The organism is Streptomyces herbicida (assembly GCF_032656585.1).
GTDB classification, from domain to species: Bacteria; Actinomycetota; Actinomycetes; order Streptomycetales; family Streptomycetaceae; genus Streptomyces; species Streptomyces herbicida.
The window spans coordinates 77,737-97,426 of sequence record NZ_JAUYWJ010000031.1; the positions used below are offsets into that span (position 1 = coordinate 77,737).

The 19,690-nt window shown below is 68.4% G+C and carries 21 protein-coding genes; 10 read left to right on the forward strand and 11 right to left on the reverse strand.

Annotated features, from left to right (window positions below):
* Positions 1 to 16: 16 nt before the first annotated feature.
* The 7 genes from Q8A52_RS42765 to Q8A52_RS42795 form a co-directional block, all read right to left on the reverse strand.
* Positions 17 to 241: a hypothetical protein gene (locus tag Q8A52_RS42765; protein ID WP_316762526.1), complete on the reverse strand. Its 225-nt coding sequence runs from the start codon at positions 239 to 241 to the stop codon at positions 17 to 19.
* Between the two features lie 854 nt (positions 242 to 1,095).
* Complete coding sequence (locus tag Q8A52_RS42770) at positions 1,096 to 1,896, reverse strand: aminoglycoside phosphotransferase (protein ID WP_316762528.1); 801 nt, start codon at positions 1,894 to 1,896, stop codon at positions 1,096 to 1,098.
* Between the two features lie 182 nt (positions 1,897 to 2,078).
* Positions 2,079 to 3,182 (reverse strand): radical SAM protein, encoded by a 1,104-nt coding sequence (locus Q8A52_RS42775; RefSeq protein ID WP_316762529.1) that lies wholly within the window; start codon positions 3,180 to 3,182, stop codon positions 2,079 to 2,081.
* Between the two features lie 133 nt (positions 3,183 to 3,315).
* Positions 3,316 to 3,744 carry a hypothetical protein gene (locus Q8A52_RS42780; protein WP_316762533.1) on the reverse strand — a complete coding sequence of 143 codons (429 nt, stop codon included), beginning with the start codon at positions 3,742 to 3,744 and terminating at the stop codon, positions 3,316 to 3,318.
* A 116-nt stretch (positions 3,745 to 3,860) separates the two neighbouring features.
* Positions 3,861 to 4,457 (reverse strand): hypothetical protein, encoded by a 597-nt coding sequence (locus Q8A52_RS42785; RefSeq protein WP_316762535.1) that lies wholly within the window; start codon positions 4,455 to 4,457, stop codon positions 3,861 to 3,863.
* A complete protein-coding gene (locus Q8A52_RS42790) occupies positions 4,454 to 4,924 on the reverse strand; it encodes an ATP-binding protein (protein WP_316762538.1) in 471 nt (156 codons plus the stop codon). Before Q8A52_RS42790 ends, Q8A52_RS42785 begins: the two co-directional genes overlap by 4 nt.
* A gap of 166 nt (positions 4,925 to 5,090) precedes the next feature.
* On the reverse strand, positions 5,091 to 5,594 hold the full coding sequence (locus Q8A52_RS42795; protein WP_316762542.1) for a hypothetical protein: 504 nt from the start codon (positions 5,592 to 5,594) through the stop codon (positions 5,091 to 5,093).
* 120 nt (positions 5,595 to 5,714) lie between these two features.
* On the opposite strand from Q8A52_RS42795, the gene Q8A52_RS42800 reads away from it, so the two are divergent.
* The 6 genes from Q8A52_RS42800 (at position 5,715) to Q8A52_RS42825 (ending at position 11,590) form a co-directional block, all read left to right on the forward strand.
* Positions 5,715 to 6,758: a helix-turn-helix domain-containing protein gene (locus tag Q8A52_RS42800; protein WP_316762545.1), complete on the forward strand. Its 1,044-nt coding sequence runs from the start codon at positions 5,715 to 5,717 to the stop codon at positions 6,756 to 6,758.
* A complete protein-coding gene (locus Q8A52_RS42805) occupies positions 6,755 to 7,444 on the forward strand; it encodes a YdcF family protein (RefSeq protein WP_316762547.1) in 690 nt (229 codons plus the stop codon). Before Q8A52_RS42800 ends, Q8A52_RS42805 begins: the two co-directional genes overlap by 4 nt.
* Positions 7,445 to 7,472: 28 nt before the next feature.
* Positions 7,473 to 8,198, forward strand: a complete 726-nt coding sequence (locus Q8A52_RS42810) for a WbqC family protein (RefSeq protein ID WP_316762549.1) — start codon at positions 7,473 to 7,475, stop codon at positions 8,196 to 8,198.
* 872 nt (positions 8,199 to 9,070) lie between these two features.
* Positions 9,071 to 9,448, forward strand: coding sequence for a PadR family transcriptional regulator (locus tag Q8A52_RS42815; protein WP_316762552.1), 378 nt, complete (start codon positions 9,071 to 9,073; stop codon positions 9,446 to 9,448).
* Between the two features lie 58 nt (positions 9,449 to 9,506).
* Complete coding sequence (locus tag Q8A52_RS42820) at positions 9,507 to 11,366, forward strand: PAS domain-containing protein (protein ID WP_408649355.1); 1,860 nt, start codon at positions 9,507 to 9,509, stop codon at positions 11,364 to 11,366.
* On the forward strand, positions 11,363 to 11,590 hold the full coding sequence (locus Q8A52_RS42825) for a hypothetical protein (RefSeq protein WP_316762554.1): 228 nt from the start codon (positions 11,363 to 11,365) through the stop codon (positions 11,588 to 11,590). Before Q8A52_RS42820 ends, Q8A52_RS42825 begins: the two co-directional genes overlap by 4 nt.
* A gap of 835 nt (positions 11,591 to 12,425) precedes the next feature.
* Here the strand turns inward: Q8A52_RS42825 and Q8A52_RS42830 are convergent.
* Entirely contained in the window at positions 12,426 to 13,235 is an 810-nt protein-coding gene (locus Q8A52_RS42830; protein ID WP_316762557.1) for a hypothetical protein, read from the reverse strand.
* 238 nt (positions 13,236 to 13,473) lie between these two features.
* On the opposite strand from Q8A52_RS42830, the gene Q8A52_RS42835 reads away from it, so the two are divergent.
* Both Q8A52_RS42835 and Q8A52_RS42840 read left to right on the forward strand, forming a co-directional pair.
* The gene (locus Q8A52_RS42835) at positions 13,474 to 13,962 is read left to right on the forward strand and encodes a hypothetical protein (RefSeq protein ID WP_316762559.1); all 489 of its coding nucleotides are present in this window, start codon (positions 13,474 to 13,476) and stop codon (positions 13,960 to 13,962) included.
* Between the two features lie 783 nt (positions 13,963 to 14,745).
* Complete coding sequence (locus Q8A52_RS42840; protein WP_316762586.1) at positions 14,746 to 15,039, forward strand: DUF262 domain-containing protein; 294 nt, start codon at positions 14,746 to 14,748, stop codon at positions 15,037 to 15,039.
* A 193-nt stretch (positions 15,040 to 15,232) separates the two neighbouring features.
* Here Q8A52_RS42840 and tgmC read toward each other — a convergent pair whose 3' ends face one another.
* From tgmC to Q8A52_RS42855, 3 genes are read right to left on the reverse strand one after another with little or no spacing between them, the layout of a single operon-like run.
* Positions 15,233 to 16,432: an ATP-grasp peptide maturase system methyltransferase gene (gene tgmC, locus Q8A52_RS42845; protein ID WP_316762562.1), complete on the reverse strand. Its 1,200-nt coding sequence runs from the start codon at positions 16,430 to 16,432 to the stop codon at positions 15,233 to 15,235.
* The gene (tgmB, locus tag Q8A52_RS42850; protein WP_316762564.1) at positions 16,429 to 17,415 is read right to left on the reverse strand and encodes an ATP-grasp ribosomal peptide maturase; all 987 of its coding nucleotides are present in this window, start codon (positions 17,413 to 17,415) and stop codon (positions 16,429 to 16,431) included. Before tgmB ends, tgmC begins: the two co-directional genes overlap by 4 nt.
* 4 nt (positions 17,416 to 17,419) lie before the next feature.
* Positions 17,420 to 17,653 (reverse strand): putative ATP-grasp-modified RiPP, encoded by a 234-nt coding sequence (locus tag Q8A52_RS42855; protein WP_316762587.1) that lies wholly within the window; start codon positions 17,651 to 17,653, stop codon positions 17,420 to 17,422.
* A 193-nt stretch (positions 17,654 to 17,846) separates the two neighbouring features.
* Between Q8A52_RS42855 and Q8A52_RS42860 the strand changes: the two genes are divergently transcribed.
* On the forward strand, positions 17,847 to 19,211 hold the full coding sequence (locus Q8A52_RS42860; protein ID WP_316762567.1) for a Tat pathway signal protein: 1,365 nt from the start codon (positions 17,847 to 17,849) through the stop codon (positions 19,209 to 19,211).
* A gap of 13 nt (positions 19,212 to 19,224) precedes the next feature.
* A complete protein-coding gene (locus Q8A52_RS42865) occupies positions 19,225 to 19,530 on the forward strand; it encodes a DUF6087 family protein (protein WP_316762569.1) in 306 nt (101 codons plus the stop codon).
* Positions 19,531 to 19,690 lie beyond the last annotated feature (160 nt).

Genomic DNA, 19,690 nt, shown 5'->3' on the forward strand with positions numbered 1-19,690 from the left:
ACGGCCCCGGGCTTCCTTACGCACGGGCATAGGGCTCGGGGTGGGCGGTGTACTGGTCGTTGAGATAGTCGGCGCCGCGTGGGGAGAGGGCAGCGAGGATCAGGTCACCGTCAACGCCGTTGCTGGCCCGGGCCACGCGCGCGTGGACGGGGCCTTGGAGCAGCGGGGCGTGGTCGGCGTCGGTGGTGACGACGGCCTCGAAGAAGTCGATGCGCTCAAGCGCGCGGGGCGTCCTCTCCAAGTGGCCCGTGCCCGGACGGCGAACGGCTGGGCATGGGCAAGGCGGTTTGGGTGTCTCAGAGCAGGGCGAGGGCCCGCGCGGGGGCCGGGCACACGCCAGCGCGCTGCTCGACGAGCAGGCGGGCGCTGCCGTTGCGCAGCTGCACGGTTCCGTAGGCGCGGCCGTCGCAGAAATGGACTCCCGCGCCAGTCGGACGGGGCCCGGCGCGGGAGTCCGTGCCCCGTCCAGCCGTTACCGAACCTGCGGTCGCGCCCGCGCCCCGAACATGCGATCGAGGCATCACGGTGGGGATCGTCACCCGCATCAGATCCGTTGTCGGCTTCATGTGTTGAGTGCTCCAGGTTGCGCAGAGACGCGCTGTGCCCAGGGTGCCGATTGGAGGCGAGGCTGCCCGGCCCACGGGCATTCCTGGACGATGACAGACCTGCCCGCTCCAGCTCAGGGAGCACGGCTGAAGGCGCCGCAGGGCGGCGGGGTTGCCGCCGCCGTGACCGCCGTGTGGAACCTCATATCCGCTGAGGTGCTCCGAACCGCTCAGGCAGGCAATCCACACCTGCGGGCCCTTCGCGGTCTCGTGTCGTGCCGGTCCGTAGTGACGGGCGCTCGCGGACGCGGTGCGTTTCCACGACGGCTCATCGAAGAGATCCGCGAAAAGGCCAGAGTCCAGTTGGTCTTGCAGTGCTGTTGCTGTCACGCGCGATCGGCTTCGGTTGTGTGAGTGGCCCCCAGTGTCAACGCTTCGACGTCATTTGGGCGGATCAGTGCGATCGTCTTTTTCACCTCGACTTGGTGTGTGGTGGGGGAACGTAGAAACCCCCGCCGTGGCGGGGGCTTCAGACGCGCACGAGTGACGGTCAGGACGTGGGAAGCCGGTGCTCGTGCCAGGCGTGGGCGGCACGCTGCATGGGGCGTGCCCACTCGTCTCCGCTCCCGGCGATCGACGTCCAGATCCGATCCTGGGCCTGGGCGAACACGTTCAGGCCTGTGGCCGGGGCCAGTTCCCATGCGGGGTGAGCGGCGGCAACGCTCTCCGCCTGGTCGGGGGTGTGGCCGTGAGCGATGAGCCACAGCAGCCACAGCGCGGGATCGATCCAGGCGGCGCCGGTGGAGGCCCATCCCCAGTCCACGAACAGGACTCCGCGGCCCGTCATCAGGACGTTGTGCGGGTTCCATTCGGTGTGGAGCAGGCTGTTGCCCGCGAACCAGGACAGGTCTGTGGGGTCGTCCACGTACGTCCTGAGACGGTGCGGCATGCTCTTCAGCTCGACACTCGGGGTGGGTACTTCGGCCAGCCGGAGCATGGTGGTCATGACCGCGGGCAGGTCGGGGGAGTCGGGGGTGTAGTCGGCGTGGCCGCCGTCCACGTGCTCGAAGCCGAGGATGCTCCAGCCATCCTCTTCGATGTGCCACAGCAGCTCCGGCGCGATGCCGCGTACGTAGGGGCTGATCTGGGCCTCACGCTTCTGGGTCCAGACGCGCGGGTGATCGAGCGGCAGGCCTTTGACGAACAGGGAGCGGTCGGCGGTACGCACGTGGGCGGCGATGGCGCTGTTCAGACCGGCATTGATGGTCCCGACGTCGACAACGGGGCCGCTGACCTTCTCGATCAGCCGCATCACGATGTCCGGGAGCTCGGTCAGACGAGGGGTGGGCAAGGGGTGTCTCCTGTGGGGTGGTGCTGGGGCCGCGGGCTACGCGCGGCCCCAGCAGGGGTTCTACCGGTAGGGGTTGTCGTCGTTGCAGCCGGGCACGGTGCCAGCGGTGAGCGCTTCGACGTCGGCGACCAGGACGACGTCCTCCGGCTTCCGGGTGATCTCGACCATCACAGCAGTCATGTCTACCTCTCTCGGTGTTGGCAGTAGTTGACCAGTGGTGCCTTCGCCTCCTGGAAGACCTTCGCCATCGGCCTGCACACCCGACACGTGTCGGACAGCTTGCAGCCGCTGCATCCTCCGGTGCGAAGCATGAGGGACTCGGCGATCTCGCCGAGCCGGGATAGACCTTCCACGCCTTCGGCGATCAGGTCGATGTTCGGTTCGCGGCCGACTTTGCAGATCGACGCCCGGCCGAACGGGTCGGCGTGGAAGAACGTCACGCCGGCGGGGCAGCCCGTGAACGGCTGTCGATGGGTGAGGTACTCGGGCGATTGCTGCGGCAGCGGCCCGGCTCCGCCGTGGATTGTCGGCGAGATGTTCGCGTACTCGCGGAACGGTACTTTGAGGCGCCGCGCCCAGTCGCGCATGGCGTCGGCCTCGTGCGCGTTGGCCTGGACGATGATCAGGCTCAGGTCGATGTTCAGGCCGGCAGCGTGGGCCTTCTCCAGACCGCGTGAGAAGCGGTCGAATCCTCCGCGTCTGCGGGTCACCGCGTCGTACGTTGCGGCCGTCGCGCCGTACATGCTCAGCGTCAGCCTGGTCGGCGGGTAGGTGCGCAGCAGGTTCAGAACGTGGTCCTTGTGCAGCCGGGAACCGTTCGAAAGGATCTCCAGCTGCATGCCCAGCTCGTACGCGAGCCGGTACGCCTCGGGGAAGTCGGGGTCGATCAGCGGTTCACCGCCGGTCATCTGGAGCCAGATCACGCCCGCCTCGCGCATGACGGCGAGCAGTTTCCGCTTGCCCTCCATGTCGATGCCCTCGAACTTCTTCTTGCCGAGATAGCACATGACGCAGTCGAGGTCACAGCCCAGGTTGAGCTCCCACGTCGCGCGGCTGAACGAGTACGGTCCCGCGTTCCGCATCAGGAGCACATCGCCGACACGCTGACCGGTCAGGTCCAGGCGCCAATGGGCCCGGACGGCATCGGTCAGCCACTGCGGCACGGTGTCGGGAACTGACGTACGCAGTTCCTCGAACCGGGCCTTGGGGAGCTGCAAGGCCTTCGGACTGCCCTGCCGCAGGATCAGGCGCCGCTCCCCGAACGGTGTTGCCACGAGTTGGTGCACGTCGTCGTCCCTTCTCCATTGAAAGGAAGCTGTTGGGACCCGGTGCCGGGCTGCTCGGGGGACGGCGGCCCAGCACCGGGCGTTGGGCCCGCTCTTCGCCTGAGCCCGGTATGCGTCGGGCGGAGAGCGGGAGCTATGCGGGGGCGTCGTGCTCGGTGGGAAGGCAGGCCAGGAACACGCCACGCACCTGGAGGTGCTCCAGAACCTGCGCGTAAGAGTCGTTGTCGGTGGTGAGGGCCGGCCGGGCGATGGCGAGGACGCCGTGGGCGTATCCCTGCGCCGCATACCGGCAGGCCGCGTCGAACCCGACCCGTTGTTCGAGGGGCGGCGGTTGCCCCATGTCGGCGAAGGTGTTGCGTGTGACCTGCCAGCCCCTCCCTGCCGCGTACCTCTCGATCCGTTCGAGGTCTGCGTGCCGCTCGGTGCCGGGCTGCGTCAGAGCGTACGGCGCGACGCGCACGGGACGGCCGTGGCGGGCAGCCGCGGCGATGATCTGAGCCATGTACCCGCGGCGCAGGACTTCGAGGCGAGCGGCGCGGGCCTGGGGCCTGAGGGGTGTCACATCATTCCCTTGGTAGGTGACCTGCTGCCCAGGAGGCTTCCCCTCGGCAGAAGGGGTGGTGACCGCGTACGGCGTCAGCTCGGGGAGGTTGGGGGAACGGACGCCGTACGCGGAGTTCAGGCGATGCTGCTCAGCACTGATCCGAGGAGCGTTTCGTGGGGCGCGGGGCTCGGTTGGAACTGGTCGAGCAGTGGCCGCAGTGCTGTGGGCGGTACGAGCCGGTCGCCGCGGCACGGGCGCAGCCAGTACGGTCCGGGCGGCCCGGCTGACGTGATGGCGGGCAGTCCGAGGCGATGGGGCCGGCCCGGGCACGTCGCATACCGGTGCGGCGCCCACTGCTCGCTGGTGCCCGGAGGCACGAGCCAGATGAGCCACGACCGCTGAGGGTCCTCGATCACCGGCCCGCACGCGTCCGCCCGCTCGTCACCGCTGTGCTGGATCCCGTCCATCACCTTGATGGCGGCATACGCCTGCGGGCCGCTCGCCGTGACGATGATGTCGAAGAAGTGTCCGCCCAGCGGCAGCTGGAGAACCCGCTGCTGCTGGAGCGCCATCAGGCTGCGCACACGCGTGGCCAGGTCGCCCATGTCGGGGGCGACGTGGGCGGCGTCTATGCGGCCGGTGGTCGTGACGAAGCCCGCGGGCCCGGCGGGCGGGATTACCCGGTCGGCGTCGACCGGCCGGCGCGGCATCTGCCCAGTGAGGAAACTCATGCCGGGCCCCAGGTGGTGGGGAGGAGCGCCGCCACGGTCTTGCCGACGACGTCACCTGTGGTGGCGTCCGTCTTCGGGTCCCACGACAGGGTTCCCTGGTAGTGGCGGACCCACCAGAGCCCGGGCGGAGGGCCCGAGGGGGTGGCGCTCATCGCTTCGTTGAAGTCGGCGAACTCGGCAGTGGCATCGTCCACCTCGATGAGCAGCTCGTCCGTACCGAGCAGCACGGTCAGCCTGAGCGTGATCCAGCCCTCGCCGGGCCCGAACGGCTTGGCGTGCCGGATGGCGTTGTCCACGAGCTTGTCGGCGACCCGGGCCGCCGCGTCTATGTTCCCGGGCCAGCGGGCCACGGTGAGCCGAGTGCGCACCCGCAGCCGGGCGTTGGGGCCAGCGGCCCCGTTCGCCGTGAGCCTGGTCTGCCACTTGTATCGAGGCTCTTCGTCCGGCTGTGAGGGCAGGACGTGCAAGGCGTCAATTGCCGAGTGTTCCTTGCTCTCAAGGTCGACTTGTAAGGGGAGGAGAAGCACGGTCGCGCTGACCGGATGCTCGCCGCTTTCAAGCTCGGCTGACGTGTCCGTAGCTGCGGAGGGTAGAGCCTTGCGCTGCGTTGAGGGGTTCACGAGGGCTCCTGGTTCACGTTTGTGGTTGATTGTGCGCGTTGAGCGAGGGTCCGGTATGTCCGTGGCTATGGGTCCGCTTCGCCGCGCAGTTCGAACGGACATCTGGAGTTCCTTGGTGGTGGAGGTTGGGGAATTCGCCAAGAGGGGGCGTGGGCCCTGCCGTTGGTCTGGTGGAGCGGACTACGATCAGGCGGATGCCTGTCGCCGCTATCTGCCGCCTTCGAGGGCCGGCAATGTGCTTCGGTCCCATGTGGCTGAGAGCAGGTACGACGACGCCATAGGTGTCGGGCAGTCCCAGCGCGTCCAAGAGGCCTATGAAGGCGGGGGAGCGGACGGCCACCGCTACCTCGCGGTCCGTGAACACTCCGCGCAGGCTCAGCTCATGCCGTCCGCAGTACTCGGCAAGGCAGCCGATGAGAGCAGCGTGGCGGGCCGGTCCACTGGTGACATGGCGCAGGTAGCCGAATACCTGAGGAAATGCGACGGGGCGGCGTTCTGTGATGAGTTCGTCGTCCATGCCCACAGCGTCGACCGCCGTGAACGGCCTCGAAATGACCTGATGTTGCACTTCCGTTGCACTTCCCGCCCCGCACTGTCACCGAGAGTGCTTCCATACGTGGCAGAGGGAGGGCACCCCGTGGTCAGCGTGCAGCAATGGACGGGCAGGGAAGCGCGCGCCTTGCGCGCCGCACTGCGCATGAGTACGCGCGCCTTTGCCGAGCACCTCGGTGTCGCTCTGCGGACGGTCGCCAAGTGGGAAAGCCTCGGCACCGATACCCAGCCCCGGCCGGATACGCAGGCCATCCTCGACACTGCGCTCGCCCGTGCGGACTCGGCAGCCCAGGCCCGGTTCGAGGCGCTGCTGTTCCCCGAGCGGAAGGGCACAAGGCTGGCCGACTACGAGACCTGGACCGAGGACATCGAGCGTACCCTGGTCTGTATCAGCCGTCAGAACTTCCCTTTTGCCGCAGCGCTGCTGAACCGCTGGCTGGGGAGCCACGACCCCCATCGCCTGGACGACAAGGGCCTCTACCTCTACGGCCGTTCCCTCGTGCTCCTCGGAGACCTCCAACGGGACCAGGGTGCGATCCTAGGCCCACTCTCCGCCCGGCACTCCTACTCGACCGCCTGCACCATGTTCACCCAACTTGACATTCCGCGCCGAGTGGCCCAGATCGAACTCTCCCTGGCCGTCGTCCAAGAGATGTCCGGACAGCTGCAAGCTTCAGCGCATCAGTACGAACTCCTCTCCGCGGATGAGCGCTTAAGTCCCCGTGATCGTGCCAGGGCCCACCTCTGGGTGGGCACGGCCCTGAGCAAGGAGGGCAACAACGAGTACGCCACCCAGGTCATGACGGCCGCTACCCGGACCTTCGAGGACCTGGGTGAGCCGGAGGACTGGTCGGTCGCCCACCAGAAGCTGGCCCTGGCCCACCGTGGTGCCGGCGACCTTAAGCAGGCCCTGCACTACATCGACATCGCGCGCACCACCGGTACGGTCGACTCCCCGATGCAGCGGGTCCGGTTGGACACCGCCTACGGGCACATCCTTCTGTCGGACGCGGCGACCCGCAATGATGGGCTCTCCGTCCTCGAGCAGGCGGCACAGGTGGCCCAGCAGTACGGGCTTAGCCACCAGCTGCGCAGCATCGAGGGCATCCGAAAGAGCCAACAGGGATGAGCCAGGGAGTGCCAGTGCCGCAGTACGAGCAGCGCCAGATCACCGACGAGCAGTTCCACGACGCGACACTGATCTGGAACTACCACCAGATGGGCCACGAGCAGCGGCCCTGCTCGGCAGCGATCGGCCTCGGCAGCCACGACCTCGGTGTCGCTACCGCGGCCGCCGATCTGTACCACTCCGGGCTCTTTCCCGTTCTGGTCTTCAGCGGCGGCAACAGCCCCACCACCCGCACGCGCTTCCCGCGCGGCGAGGCCGTCCACTACCGCGAGCACGCACTGAGCCTGGGTGTGCCAGACGAGGCGATCCTGGTCGAGCCCAACGCCGCGAACACCGGCCAAAACATCACCTGCTCCCGCGAGCTGCTGACCGAGGCCGGCGTGGAGGTCCAGTCTCTGCTGCTGATCTCCAAGCCGTACATGGAGCGCCGCTCGTACGCGACCTGCCGCAAGCTGTGGCCCGAGGTCGAGGTCGTTTGCGCCTCCGAGCCGCTGGAACTGGACGATTACATCAAGTCCATCGGCGACGAGCAGCTCGTCGTCGACATGCTCGTCGGCGACCTGCAACGGGTGATCGAGTACCCGAAGCACGGCTTCGCCGTCGAGCAGGACGTACCGGGGGATGTATATGACGCCTACGAGCGCCTCCTGGGCGCCGGCTTCGACAGCCGCCTCATCGACACCTGATCCATCCTGTGTCGGCCCGCCGGGCGGGATGTGCGCGATCCATCAACCGAATCTGTTCCCCCGGCTGTCCACGCTGGCCAAGCTCTATGCCGCCGACCGCTGGATCGTCCTCGACGACGTGCAGTTCGCCCGGCGCGACTACCAGCACCGCACGCGGCTCGCCTCGCTGGACGATCCTGGTCGGCAGCAGTGGCTCACGCTTCCGACGCACCTTCCCCACGGCCGCGCGACACTGATCAGCCAGGCGCGGCTCGTCGATCCCCGCCGTTCGCGCCGGACAGTCGAGCTGCTCGTACGCCAGTACTACCGTCGTAGCCGCCACTGGGGTGCCGTGCGTGAGGTTCTGGACTCGGTCCTGGATGCGCTCGACACCACAGAGCGCGTAGCAGGCATCGCGAGAACATCGACGATCGCCCTGCTCACCGCTCTTGGCTGGTCAGGGGAAGTGCTGGACAGCAGTGACATTCCGACCCGTCGGGGCCGATCCGAGCGTCTTGCCGACCTCGCGGTGGCTTCGGGCAGTGCCCAGTATCTGTGCGGAACCGGTGGTCTGCGCTACCTCGACATTGGTCCATTCGATGCCTCCGGCATCCCTGTGCTGCCCTTTCGCCTGCCTGCGGCTACGGATGACCCCCTCTGGCGCTGGGCCGGGCGATCCAGCAGTCTCTGGGCCCTGAGCAGGATCGGGTACAGGGAGATGACAAACCGACTGACTGAACGACGAGATGCTCCCCGACTCGGAGCCCCTGCGTGATCCCATCGAGGCCTCGGACAAGAATCCCGCCCTGCACGTCTCTGCGTGCGCGTGTGGCATCGCTGGTGATGACTGCCGGCCGATCGTCATGGCCAGACAGGATCCGGATTCGTTGCACAGCCGCGATTGCGTACGACCTGGAGTATCGAGGGGATGTCTGGTTGGGCCCCTGGCCGGGTTCGTGGTCGGCCTGACCACGGGAGGCGGTATGTGCTTGTTGAGGGATTGTGACTGGTGGTCGGGGGTGCCGCGTGAGCTGACGGCTATGGATTTCGTGTACGTTGCCTCATCAAGTTCTTTGCCCTCGTGGGCGAGCGGGCCCTGTGGCATGGCTGAGGGGGTGGCGGTGCCGCAGCGCAACGGGATGTTGGCGAAGGGTACGTGCGGGGCGTACCACTTGCCGATGTGTCCTCAGGGCTTTCCGCCGCAGGCGTTCGGCTTGAGAACCGTGGGCTTGACGGGAGCGGCATGCGAAGCGGGCGAAACCAAGGACAGTGGGACGAGCGTGACGGCAGCCACCGCTAACGTACGAGAGGCTGTACGCGACTTGAAACGCAACGTATCTCCAGTTTGGTCAGGTCTGGATTTCGTTCGACAGAACCACCCTGTTTGCCTACGTAGAGGGAACCAAGCGATATTTGACGTACACCTTGTCGCTTTTGTCGGGCCCGATCGCCGGCCCAGGGCGGGATGCCCGGCCGACGTCGACCCGCTCCGTCGAGCGCGGCGCCCAACCGCGCCTGCTCAGGTCCCCTTCACTGGCTGGCCGTGCCGCAGGTTGCGCGCCCGGGTGCCGGGCCTCTGCAGACTGGCGGCCATCGATCCGTCGACCTAGGTAGACGACTTACCTTCTACCTAGGTAGATTGATGGCATGTCGGACGTGAAGATGACGCCGCACACCCAAACAGTGCTGTGCGCTCTGCTTGGCCAAGGCGACGACAGTGAACGTCGCTCCGTGGTGCTCGCCGAGGGGCTGTACGGGCTGGAGCTGTCGAAGCGGACCCGGCTGCCCAACGGCACCCTCTTCCCTATCCTCGAACGGCTGCGCCAAGCCGGCTGGGTTGAACGGTACTGGGAGCAGGACGAGTTCGCCGAGGCTGAAGGACGCCCCCGCCGCCGTTTTTACCGCATCAGTTCCAAGGGGGCGGTCGTTGGCCCGCAAGCGCTTGCAGAAGCAACGGCCTCTGCATCGCTCAAAACCCGCCAAGGCATCGCGCACCCTGGACTGGCAGGAGGCACCGTTGAGTAAGCGGGGTATCGCCACTCCCAATTGGGGAGCGTTCGGTGCACGAGTGCTACCACAGCTGATGCTCCTGGTGATCGGCGTCGGTTATGTCGTGGGCTGCGCCCTGGACTGGGGCTCGGAGCAAGCTGCTGTCATCATGGGCGACTTCGGCCTGAGTGCCGCCTCTGCGGCCGCCGCGGTTTCCTGTTTCCTTTACGCTCGCTCCCGTCCAGACCGGTTTCGACCCGCCTGGCTGTTATTTTCCCTCTCCTCGGCAATGGCGGCGCTGGGTAATGCGACCTGGGGTTGGTATGAGGTCGTCTTGAAACGGCCTGTGCCCACGCCAAGCTGCGCCGATGCGTTCTTCCTGTGCGTCGCGCCGCTTGCCACCGTGGGGCTGCTGGTGCTGGCCAAGCGGCCGGTGACCAAGACGGGCTGGGTCTGCCTGGCGCTGGACACCTGGTTGATCGGCGGTTCGATGCTGACGCTGGCTTGGGGCCTGGCGCTGGTGCAGGTGGCGAAGTCCGAGGGGCCGGGCGCGGTGCACACGGCGTTGTCGCTGTGTTACCCACTGCTGGACATTGCCATGGTGAGCATGGTGTTCGTGCTGCACTTCCAGCGCTCTGCCGAGAAGCGCTCCGCGGTGAATATGGCGATCGGTTCGCTCGCTCTGACGGTGATGTGTGACGCCCTGTTCACCTCACCGCTGCTGCACGACAGCCACCACTCTGGCCAACTGCTCGAGGCGGGCTGGTTCGCTGCCTCCCTGCTCCTTGCCTACGCCCCCTGGGTCGCACCCCGGCAGGGGCAGCCGGATGCCGGCGGATACAACACGGACGGTCAGACGCTCGTGGTGCCTGGGCACACGCCTCAGCGGCACGGCTTACACCACCAGCATTCTGCGCAGGACGCAGATCACAATCCGCACATGGACGCCCGGCCCATCACCGGCCCCCTGGCCGTGCTCACCCCTTATCTTGCCGCTGCGGTCTGCACCATGGGGATCGTCTGCAACGTTCTCAACGACAACCGTGTCGACCGCGTGGGGCTCCTGGCGGGCGGGACCGTTGTATTTACCCTTTTGGTCCGCCAGGGCATCACGCTGCTCGACAATATCAACCTCACCCAGGAGCTGGCAGCGAAGGAAAACCACTTCCGCTCTCTGGTGCAGGGCTCCAGCGATGTCATCATGATCGCCGCGCCCAGTGGCATCCTTCGCTACGTCTCGCCGGCCGCCACAAGCGTGTACGGTCGGTCCGCGGATGAGCTGGTGGGCACGGAACTGGCGGGCCTCATCCACCCCGAGGACCTGGGACGAGTGGTCCACGATGTGCGCCGCTTCCTCGCCGCCAGCCCCCTCGATGCTCCCTCCACCCGCATCGAATGCCGCTTCCGCTCCGGCGACGGCAACTGGCTCAACGTGGAATCGGCGATCACCCGCCACGGCGGCGGCCTCATCTTCAACAGCCGGGACGTGACCGAACGAGTCCGCCTCCGTGACCAGCTGCGGCGCGTGGCTGATGCAGCGTATGGCTCCCCTGCTTCCTCGGCTGATACCGACGTCGGCTCTCACAGCGACAGCTTGGCCGCTGAAGCCAGGGACGAGGCGGAACAGTCATCCCGTGCGTCAGATGTCGAGCCGGTGCGAGAGGACTCCTCGACGCAGCGCGGCATCGGCAGGGGATTCTCCTCGTGGTGGCGGAGGCGGACTGAAGGCAAGAGGGCCTCCAGCGGCGCGCTCCTTCAGTTCACCGCCCAATTCTTGGCTCTGCTTCTGCCTGAACATGAGCGGCGGGGGTGGACAGAGGAGCAGCGTGGATACTTGGCCGACCTTGCCCAATCCGGGCGCCTTGCTCAGTGGGATTGGATCCTCCGGCAGCTCATCGCCATGCCCCACTACGCGTACACGGTTCGCACCAGTCGGGACAAGGAGTCGGCATGACTACCCCAACGCCGCCCCCACCGGAGCCGAGCCCGTCAAGCGCAGACACCGAACCATTACTGAGCCAACGCGCAGCGCTGGTACTCCTGATGGCCGCTTTCATCGGCACGGTGGTCGGTGTCCTCGCCTTCTTCAGCACAGGCAACGCTGCCAGTGCATTACTCGCCGGAGTGACAGCATTCGGGACGAGCACCCTCGGCTTGCACAAGCTGATCGGCCGTTAGCGGTTCCTGCGCCGCCGCTCTCGGGAAATCCTCTCCGTTGTGGCAGCGAAACCACCGTGCTGGCCGGTCTCGAGGCAGGGAGAACCGCACCATGAGTATGGCCAGAACCGCGCACGACTGCCAGCGGCTCGCCTTCAGGCTGTTGACCCGGTGTATGTGCGCCGCGCGCCGTGGCCGCAGTCGGGCAGCGGGGGCGGAAGGAGACATCACCGGGCCCGTCACCGGGTCCGGGAACCGGGGGCAAGGAATCCCAGGCCGGCAGCTGAGGCGGGACACAGACCGTCGCGCCGCCCCAGACCTCTGGTGGCGCGGCGACTGGCGAACAGCACGGCTGGTCTCAGCGCGCGCTTCGGCGCGGGCAACGGCGTCCAAGACGCTTCCTTCCGTCACGGCGGCGTCAAAATTATTCGGCCTGATGTCGGGCGGCGCGCCTTGGAACGGGAAGAGGGGAGAAGAAGAGCCTGCCTGGGCATGTAATCACTGCGGAACCTGGCAAGGAGCTCGGGGTGGCCTTTGCGGAAGTGTTCAGGAACGGTGATGGCCGGTTCCGCGAAGCCGTGCGGCTGCTGGCGGCGGGGGAGTGGATCACCGACGCCCCGCCGTCCGTCCTGGAGCGCCGTGGCATACGGCCCGATCCGCTGCCCCCGAAGCGGTGCCTGCCGGCGGAGGCGACGGTGCGGCGCCTGCAGGGCCGCACACGCGACACCGGCCACGGCCGCGGCGAGATCCGCCGCATCAAGGTATGCACGGTGGACAACCTGCGCTTCCCCGGCGCCCGTCAGGCCATCCCAGTTCAAGCGCCGCCGAATGGACCGCAAGACCGGCAAGGTCAGCTTCAAGGCCGTCTACGCGGTCCCGCCGACTGGTGGTTGGTGCGGAGCCTGCGCGTACCACCACGCCAGGGGCCGTACGAGTTCTGGCATTCACCGCCCGGTCTCGGCCGCCGCCACGGGCCTCCTCCAGGCGCCAGCTGACTCCCGTACGGCTCTGCCATCACACCTCTACCGAGGCCATAGCCGCCACTGTCGCCGCCGCGGAGCCCACCCACGTTGCCCAGTCTCCTGCTTGCATGGCAGGACCCTAGCTGCGGCGTGGGAGGGAGCATGCGGCGAGCCGGACGGCCGTCGTGGGCGCGTGCGGCTTCGCCGAGCCTGGCGACGGCCTCGTCAACGGCGCTGTCCGCCTGCTGGCGCGCCGCGGATCGGGCCCTCTCGCTGTAGGCTTCGACGAGCCTCCCCAGCGCGTCCGTGACGGCCGTGGACGCCTCGCGCAGTGCCGGATCGTCCAGCATCGCGATCCGGGCTGCTGCAGCCGCCATGCGGGACAGGGGCCCGGTGACGATGGCTTCCTCGGCTGCGTCGGCCGCGCGCCGCCAGGCCATCGCGGAGCTCAGGCCTTCGGCCGCGCCGCGGTACACGCGGTTCTCGGCGTAGCCGGCGAGTATCTGAGTCGCGGACTGGGCCAGCGCGCTCGCGATGTTCCGCTTGTCCCGCCATCGCGTTTCCCAGATGGCGAGGGCCGCTTTCACGTCGAGGGAGGCCGCCATCAGTTCCTGTACCGCGGCACGTGCCGCGTTGGACGCTGCGGTCCGGTCGGCTGCCCTGTCCTTGAAGGTGCTGGCGGCCGCGCCTCCTACGAAGAGCACGATTGAAGCGGCGGCGCCGATCAGAGCGGCTCATATCGTCGAATCCACGGCACGACACTCTGCCACTCGGGGCAGCGGGACTGCGGGACATGGCGTCGTCCCCGTCGTCACGGTCCGGCAACAAGACCCTCCGCTGCGCAGGGCGGACAGACTACGTTGGCTCTGTCCCGCCATGAGGGTGTCCGGGACCGCCGGGGCCTCGGATAGGCCCGGCTCAAACTTGACCGGCGGGGGCAACGTGAGCCAGTGCACGACGACTACGACCAGAGGGCCCCGCTGCCGTAAGCCGCTGATGGTCTGGTACGGCACCGGTCCGCATCCGGGGGTCTGCGTACTGCACGCCACGGCCGAGCAGAAGGCCGCCTCAACAGCAGCGCTGGACATGCCGGTTGACATCGCGACTGCTGATCCCGCCGTCGTGTTCCCCGGGGTGTCCATCAGGCCGCAGCGGCTCGTCTGCGATGCCATAGGCGGCTGGGTGGCCAGGATCCGCGGCACGAACGAGCAGTACGGGTACGCCCGCACCTTCCTCGACCGGAGCCGCAGCGAGCCCTATGGGTGGCCGCTGCCGGGGGCCGGCCTGTATGAGTGCCGGGAGATCGGCCCGTACGGGAAGTTCTCGGGGTTCTTCGTCGTGAAGGGAACGTTCCGGCGCAAGGTGGAGCTGGTGACGGCTGAGGCGGCCGCCCACATGGCGCGCAAGAGGGGCCCTCAGCCCGCCGAGTGACCGACCCCGCCCGCCGTACAGTGCGCCCCACCCCCGTCGTGAGGGCGTCAGAACTGCCGAGCCCGATAGGCGGCCTCGGGCTTCTTGCCAGGGCTGGTCTGACGGCCTGGGTGCGGCACCGTCGGGAAGCTCTTGGGTGAGGATCAGGCATGCTCTTCACCGTGCTGCCGGGACGCGGAGAGCAGGGTGCGGTGCGGACATCCATGGCCCGGGCGAGGACGCCCAGTTGCTCGGGGGGCAGCACCCAGGGTCCTGCTCGTCGGCGTCCAGGACGGCCAGCAGGCCTTCGGGCCTGGACGTCCTCGGCAAGCCGGTACACCGGGTGGGTCCGGTTGAGCCGCAGGGCAAGGACCAGGCTTGCGCCCAGGTGCGGGGCGTGGCAGCGTCGGATTGGGTTGATCACCTGGTGGCCGTCCGGCAAGGTGAGGACCTGGAGTGCGCTCGCGAGAACGACGAGCCGTTCGTCGTTCTTCGGACAACTCCGGGTCGGCGAAGACTTCCTCGGCCAGCGCCGCCTCGCCCACCGGCACGGCCGTCGCCGTGGTGCGGGTGCCGCCCGCAGGATCCGCGCGGACGTTGCGGACAGGCGCGGCCGCGAGCGGCTGGCCAGCGAGCCAGGCGCCGCCAGCCAGCGTCACGCTGGAGGGAAGCTGCGTCTTGACGTTGACGGCGGCCGTCGCGGCGCCGAGGTTCATCCCAGCCGGGCACTGGCGTAACTCGTCCAGGGGTACGGCGAAACGGTCGTTGACCTCGTTCGGCAGGTACGCGTCAGCCCTTGGCCAGGTGTTCTGTAGCGATTACGACTTTCGTATCCCGCAGTACCCGCGTCCGTCGGCCTGGGAGGCCGACCAGGCGCAGCAGTTGCTGGGCGACCTCAGCGAGGCTATGGACGGTGGGTCGGACGAGCCGTACTTCCTGGGGTCGATCGTCCTGGTCAAGCAGCAGTTCGATTCGGTCGCGCAGGTCATCAACGGCCAACAGCGGCTGACCTTCCTGATCAGTCAACCGCCGTGCCCTGACGGGCTCTGCCATCCACGACCTCACCCTCGACGGCGATCACGTCGCCATCAACGATGAGGCTTCCCACCCCGCAAAGCCAGCATCCACCGACCTGAACCCCACTCTGGACGGACCTGTGATCGTGCTGAGCAGTTTCGAATCTCCGGTGCGGGTGCTAGGGACGGGTCAGAGCCGACACGGCAGGGCTGGGCGAGGCAGCTGTAACGCTCTCGCCCAGCCTCCGGATTCTGTGCGGGTTCTGCTGGTGTGATCAGGGCCTTGGCAGCGGCAGGCTGGGCATGTGTGCGTGCCGGAGGTGCTGGCCTCCTTCGTGGACGTGCAGGGTAAAGGTCTCTGCTCCTGGGGTCCCGGCTGCGTCGTAGGCGCTGAGGACGTGTTCAATCCGCTGCCACAGCGGCACCGGGCCGCTCTCGCGGACTTGCCACTGGCCGTCGGCCGGGGTGAGGGTGGCGGCGGAGCCGGTTGTCACGTCGGCCAGGTGCAGTGTCTTGCCGACAGTGATCATTTGTGCGTTGGGTGCCGCGCACTGGGCGAGGAAGCGGAGGTGGAAGGCCTCCTCGGTGGCGGCGGTGATCCGTTCGGGGCTGTGTCGGGCGGGTCGGCCGGTCTGGGGCAGGTCTGCGGTCCAGTGGGCGGGGTTGCCGAATGCCGGCGCTGTGTGGGTGCGTGCGGACATGAACGAGATGGTGCCTGGGAGCAGTTGGCCCTGTGCGGTGCCGTCGTCGGCGACGGTGAGCAGGACGCGGGCGTACCCGTAGAGCCAGCCCGAGAGGGTGAGCAGGATCTTCCCGCCGGGCCGTGCTTGCGCGAGCAGGGCCGGGGGGACGGCGCGGAAGGAGCAGGCGGCCACGATCCGGTCGAACTTGGCTTCGGGCCAGTAGCCGTACAGCCCGTCGGCCACTGCCAGTGTCGGGGTGTACCCGCACGCGTAGAGTGCGCTCGCCGCCTGCTCAAGCCGGTGGGGGTCGACCTCGATCGACGTCAGGTTGGCCGAGCCGAGTCGTTCGCAGGCCAGGGCGGTCGAGTAGCCGGTGCCGGTTCCGATCTCCAGCACGGTGTGGCCCTCGTGTACGTCGGCGGCGGTCCACATCTGCACGACCAGGGACGGCAGTGTGGATGAGGAGGTCGGGGCTCCGCCGTGCCGGGCGGATGGTGCTTTCCAGTCGGGTTCGTCGTTGTCGAACTGGGTGATGAGTGTGGTGTCGGAGTACGCGGCGGCCAGCCACCGGCCGTAGTCGAGTTCGGCGGTGACCGGCTCCCACACGGTCAGCCCCTGCCCGTCGCGCTGGTCGGCGGCGAGATAGAAGCCGGGCACGAACCGGTGCCGGGGCACCGTGGCGACGGCTGCGCGCCAGGCGGGATCGGCCAGGGCACCGTCGTCGGCGAGGGCCATGGTCATCGCCTCGCGCAGCCGGGCGGAGTCGGCGTCCAGGTCGGCGGGCATCGTCATCGCGTCCCGTCTCCTTTCGTGCAGGTGCTCAGGGTGTCAGCGAAGGCCGTCGTGATGTCGTCGGCGTCGGGCAGCCAGCCCCACTGGCCGTTGGGGTTGCACTCGATGAACACCCATTCCTCGGCGCGATCGCCGTCGCCGGTGAGGGCGAAGTCGAAGCAGCCGAACACCAGGCCGAAGGCGCCCAGGTACCCGTGCAGGGCCGCCTCGACGGGCGCCGGGACGTTGATGGGGGCGTGGATGAGGGCGTTCCAGTCACCGCGGCGCCAGTCCAGCGCGCCGTCCGGGGCGGCGATCTGCTGGGCGAACACGCGGCGGCCGACCACCGTGACCCGCACGTCGCCGGTCTTGGGAATCTCCGCCTGGAACAGGTGGGCGGTCACGGCGAGCGTGTCGTCGAAGGTGTCGGGATCGACGCGCTGGGTCCAGATCGCTCCCGTGTGCCCGTCCTGGGTGCGGGGCAGGCCGCGGAAGGTCTTGTAGATGACCGGGCCGTGCTCGGCGGCGAACTTCCGTGCGTGCTCGACGTCGTTGGTGACCAGTGTCGGCGGGATGGGCAGGCCGAGCTGGGCGGCGAGCTGGAGCTGCGCGGGCTTGAAGTCCGCGGCAGTGACAGCGCCGGGGTGGTTGACGTACGTCGCACCGTGCAGGTGGTTCAGGATGCCGCCGAGCCCGTGGCGGGCCTCGGCGGCACAGAAGTCGCCCTGCTGGGCGGGCAGATGCCGGTAGCGGGCGGCGTAGGGGCTGGGGCGGCGGTAGTACACCGCCGCCACCTCCCCCAGCTCCACCTCCCGGCTGCCGGTGACCAGCCGCCCGGCCCAGGACGGCCCGCCCGTGCCGATGCGGGCGTCGAAGGCCAGGCCGGGGCCGATGTCGGCCGGGTCGACCCGGGCGACGGGCACCTCACGCTCGTTCAGTGCGGTGATGACCCGGTCTGCGGTGACGTCTTCCAGCGCGGTGACGACCAGGACGGTGGAGGCCATCGGTTCAGTCCGACTCGTAGTCGGTGGTGTTGTCGTCCTGGGTCTGCGGCTGCGGGTTCTGCCCGTCGCCACCGCCGGACATGGACGCGGTGCCACTGGTCTTGCTGGTGCCGTGCTTGCCCATTTCAACTAAGCGGCCGGCGCTGTCGGTGTAGCGGGCGGTCTGCGTCACCGCATCGAGCGCGACCGCGGCATACGACGGCTCACCGACCGGCAGCCGGTCGGTGACCAGTCGCATCGCCCAGGGAGCAGAGGGTGCAAGCGTTGCCATGGGTTTGTCCTTCCCCTTTTGCCGGAGGCAGGTAGCCGTGCGGCCACCCGCATGAGCAGAATCGACCTTCTGCACCTGCATCGGCCAGTACCGTAGGTGCCGCGAACCGTGGCGAAGATGCCACGCTCCGTGACAGCATGTCAGGGAGGGCGAGACAGCGATGACCGGCAAAACCAGCAACCCGCACCTCGCGCTGTGGATCGCGGCCACCGGCCTGTCACATGGCGAGATCGCCCGCCGGATTGCCGCGGCAGCGCTGCGCCACGGTCACCGGCAGATTGCCCCGGACGCCACCCGCATCCGCCGCTGGATCGACGGCGAGCGTCCTCGCCCGCCCGTCCCGGCCCTGCTCGCCGAGGTGCTCTGCGAGGCGACCGGTCAGCCGCTCACCCCGGGTGATCTCGGGCTGACGGCTCAAGGGCCCACAATGGATGGCATCCAGCTTCCCCTGCTGACCGAGGCAGCCGCTCAGACCCTGGCCGGATGGACGCAGATGGACCTCTTCCTCGACCGCCGCGACACCCTGAAACTCGCCCTCGGCGCCCCGCTGATCCTCGCCGCCGAGCGGATGCTGGGCGCCACCGCCCGCCGGCTCAACCGCGACACCAAGGGATTCGACGCCGACACCGCCACCGCGCTTGAAGAGGTCACCGCCTTCTTCACGACCGCAGACGCGGCCAAAGGCGGCGGCCTGTACCGATCCGCCATCGTTGCCCAGCTCGCCGACGTCGCCCGCCGCATCCAGGACGGCGTGCCGCCCTCCCTTAAGACTCGGGTCTTCGCGGCCACCGCCGACCTCGCGGCGCTGGCGGGGTGGGTCAGTCACGACAGCGGCCGCTACGCCACCGCCCAGCGCTATTGGTCGTACGGCATCTATGCCGCCTCCGAGGCCGGGCAGCCGGACCGCGGCGTGGAGATCGTCACCCGCATGTCCCACCAGATGATCTACCTCGGCCACCCCAGCGACGCCCTCGGACTGCTCGGCGTCGCCGCAGCGAAGGCAACACTGCCCGCCACGAAGGCGCTGGTCGCTTCCCAAACCGGCCGGGTCCACGCAGCCCTCGGCGACGAGCACAAGGCCGCACAGCACCTCGACGCAGCCGACGAGCTGCTGCATGACGATCTCGGCCACATGCCGGAGTGGGTAACGTACTTCGACGCCGCAGAACACGCAGGCGCCCGCGCAGTCTCCGCCCGTGACCTGAGAAGCCTCGGCCGCCCCCACCGCGCCAGCAGCCACTTCACCGACGCGCTCGCCCGGCGCAGGCCCGGCTTCGACCGGGTGAAGGTCATGGACCGGATCGGGCTGTCCGCCGCGCTGTTCGACGAGGGCGAGCCAGAGCAGGCCGCCGCAGCCGCCCAGCACGCCCTCGACGAGGCCGCGCGGATCGACTCCACCCTCGTCGCCTCCCGGCTCAACACCCTGCTGGGTTCCACACGGCCGTACCGCAGCGCCGCGGTGGACGAGGTTCGCACGCGCGCGAGGGACCTCGCGGCGGCCCGCCCGAGCACGATCGCCGCCTGAGACCATCGACCTCATGGGTAAGCATTCCCGACCCGGTCCGCCGAACCGGCCTTCCCGCGCGGTCCCACGCGTCGACTCCAGTGACCCGCTCGCGGCCTACCACAGGCGCCGTCGTCCGCCGCTCGATCAGTACCGCCGGCACCGTCCCCTGCACACCGGTGGCGGGCACCTTTGCCCCGATGAGCCAAGGGTGCTGGAGGAATGGGACGGCTTCCGCTTCGTTCCCGCAGGGACTGCACCCGACCTCGCGGCGGCACAGCACTGGGTGAACGCCCTGGCAATCGGCAACTGCGCCGATGGCGACGAGTCCGCTGTCTGACACTCGCCTGGCCATCGTCCCTCGGCATCAGCTGGGACGTGTCAGTGTCTTTGTGTAAGTCCTTGGGCTTCAGTTGGTGTTGAGCCGGTCCTCGAAGAAGAGTGAGAACTGGTTCAGCGCCTTCTTCCAGTGTGCCGCGACGTGGTTGATGTCGCGGGCC

What these genes read in the sequence shown, in the direction of transcription:
- Q8A52_RS42785 (WP_316762535.1), bottom strand. Translation starts at nt 4,457, where the DNA reads ATGAGTTTCCTCACTGGGCAGATGCCGCGCCGGCCGGTCGACGCCGAC.
- Q8A52_RS42795 (WP_316762542.1), bottom strand. Translation starts at nt 5,594, where the DNA reads ATGGACGACGAACTCATCACAGAACGCCGCCCCGTCGCATTTCCTCAG.
- Q8A52_RS42805 (WP_316762547.1), top strand. Translation starts at nt 6,755, where the DNA reads ATGAGCCAGGGAGTGCCAGTGCCGCAGTACGAGCAGCGCCAGATCACC.
- Q8A52_RS42810 (WP_316762549.1), top strand. Translation starts at nt 7,473, where the DNA reads ATGTGCGCGATCCATCAACCGAATCTGTTCCCCCGGCTGTCCACGCTG.
- Q8A52_RS42815 (WP_316762552.1), top strand. Translation starts at nt 9,071, where the DNA reads ATGTCGGACGTGAAGATGACGCCGCACACCCAAACAGTGCTGTGCGCT.
- Q8A52_RS42820 (WP_408649355.1), top strand. Translation starts at nt 9,507, where the DNA reads ATGCTCCTGGTGATCGGCGTCGGTTATGTCGTGGGCTGCGCCCTGGAC.
- Q8A52_RS42825 (WP_316762554.1), top strand. Translation starts at nt 11,363, where the DNA reads ATGACTACCCCAACGCCGCCCCCACCGGAGCCGAGCCCGTCAAGCGCA.
- tgmC (WP_316762562.1), bottom strand. Translation starts at nt 16,432, where the DNA reads ATGACGATGCCCGCCGACCTGGACGCCGACTCCGCCCGGCTGCGCGAG.
- tgmB (WP_316762564.1), bottom strand. Translation starts at nt 17,415, where the DNA reads ATGGCCTCCACCGTCCTGGTCGTCACCGCGCTGGAAGACGTCACCGCA.
- Q8A52_RS42855 (WP_316762587.1), bottom strand. Translation starts at nt 17,653, where the DNA reads ATGCGACTGGTCACCGACCGGCTGCCGGTCGGTGAGCCGTCGTATGCC.
- Q8A52_RS42860 (WP_316762567.1), top strand. Translation starts at nt 17,847, where the DNA reads ATGACCGGCAAAACCAGCAACCCGCACCTCGCGCTGTGGATCGCGGCC.
- Q8A52_RS42865 (WP_316762569.1), top strand. Translation starts at nt 19,225, where the DNA reads ATGGGTAAGCATTCCCGACCCGGTCCGCCGAACCGGCCTTCCCGCGCG.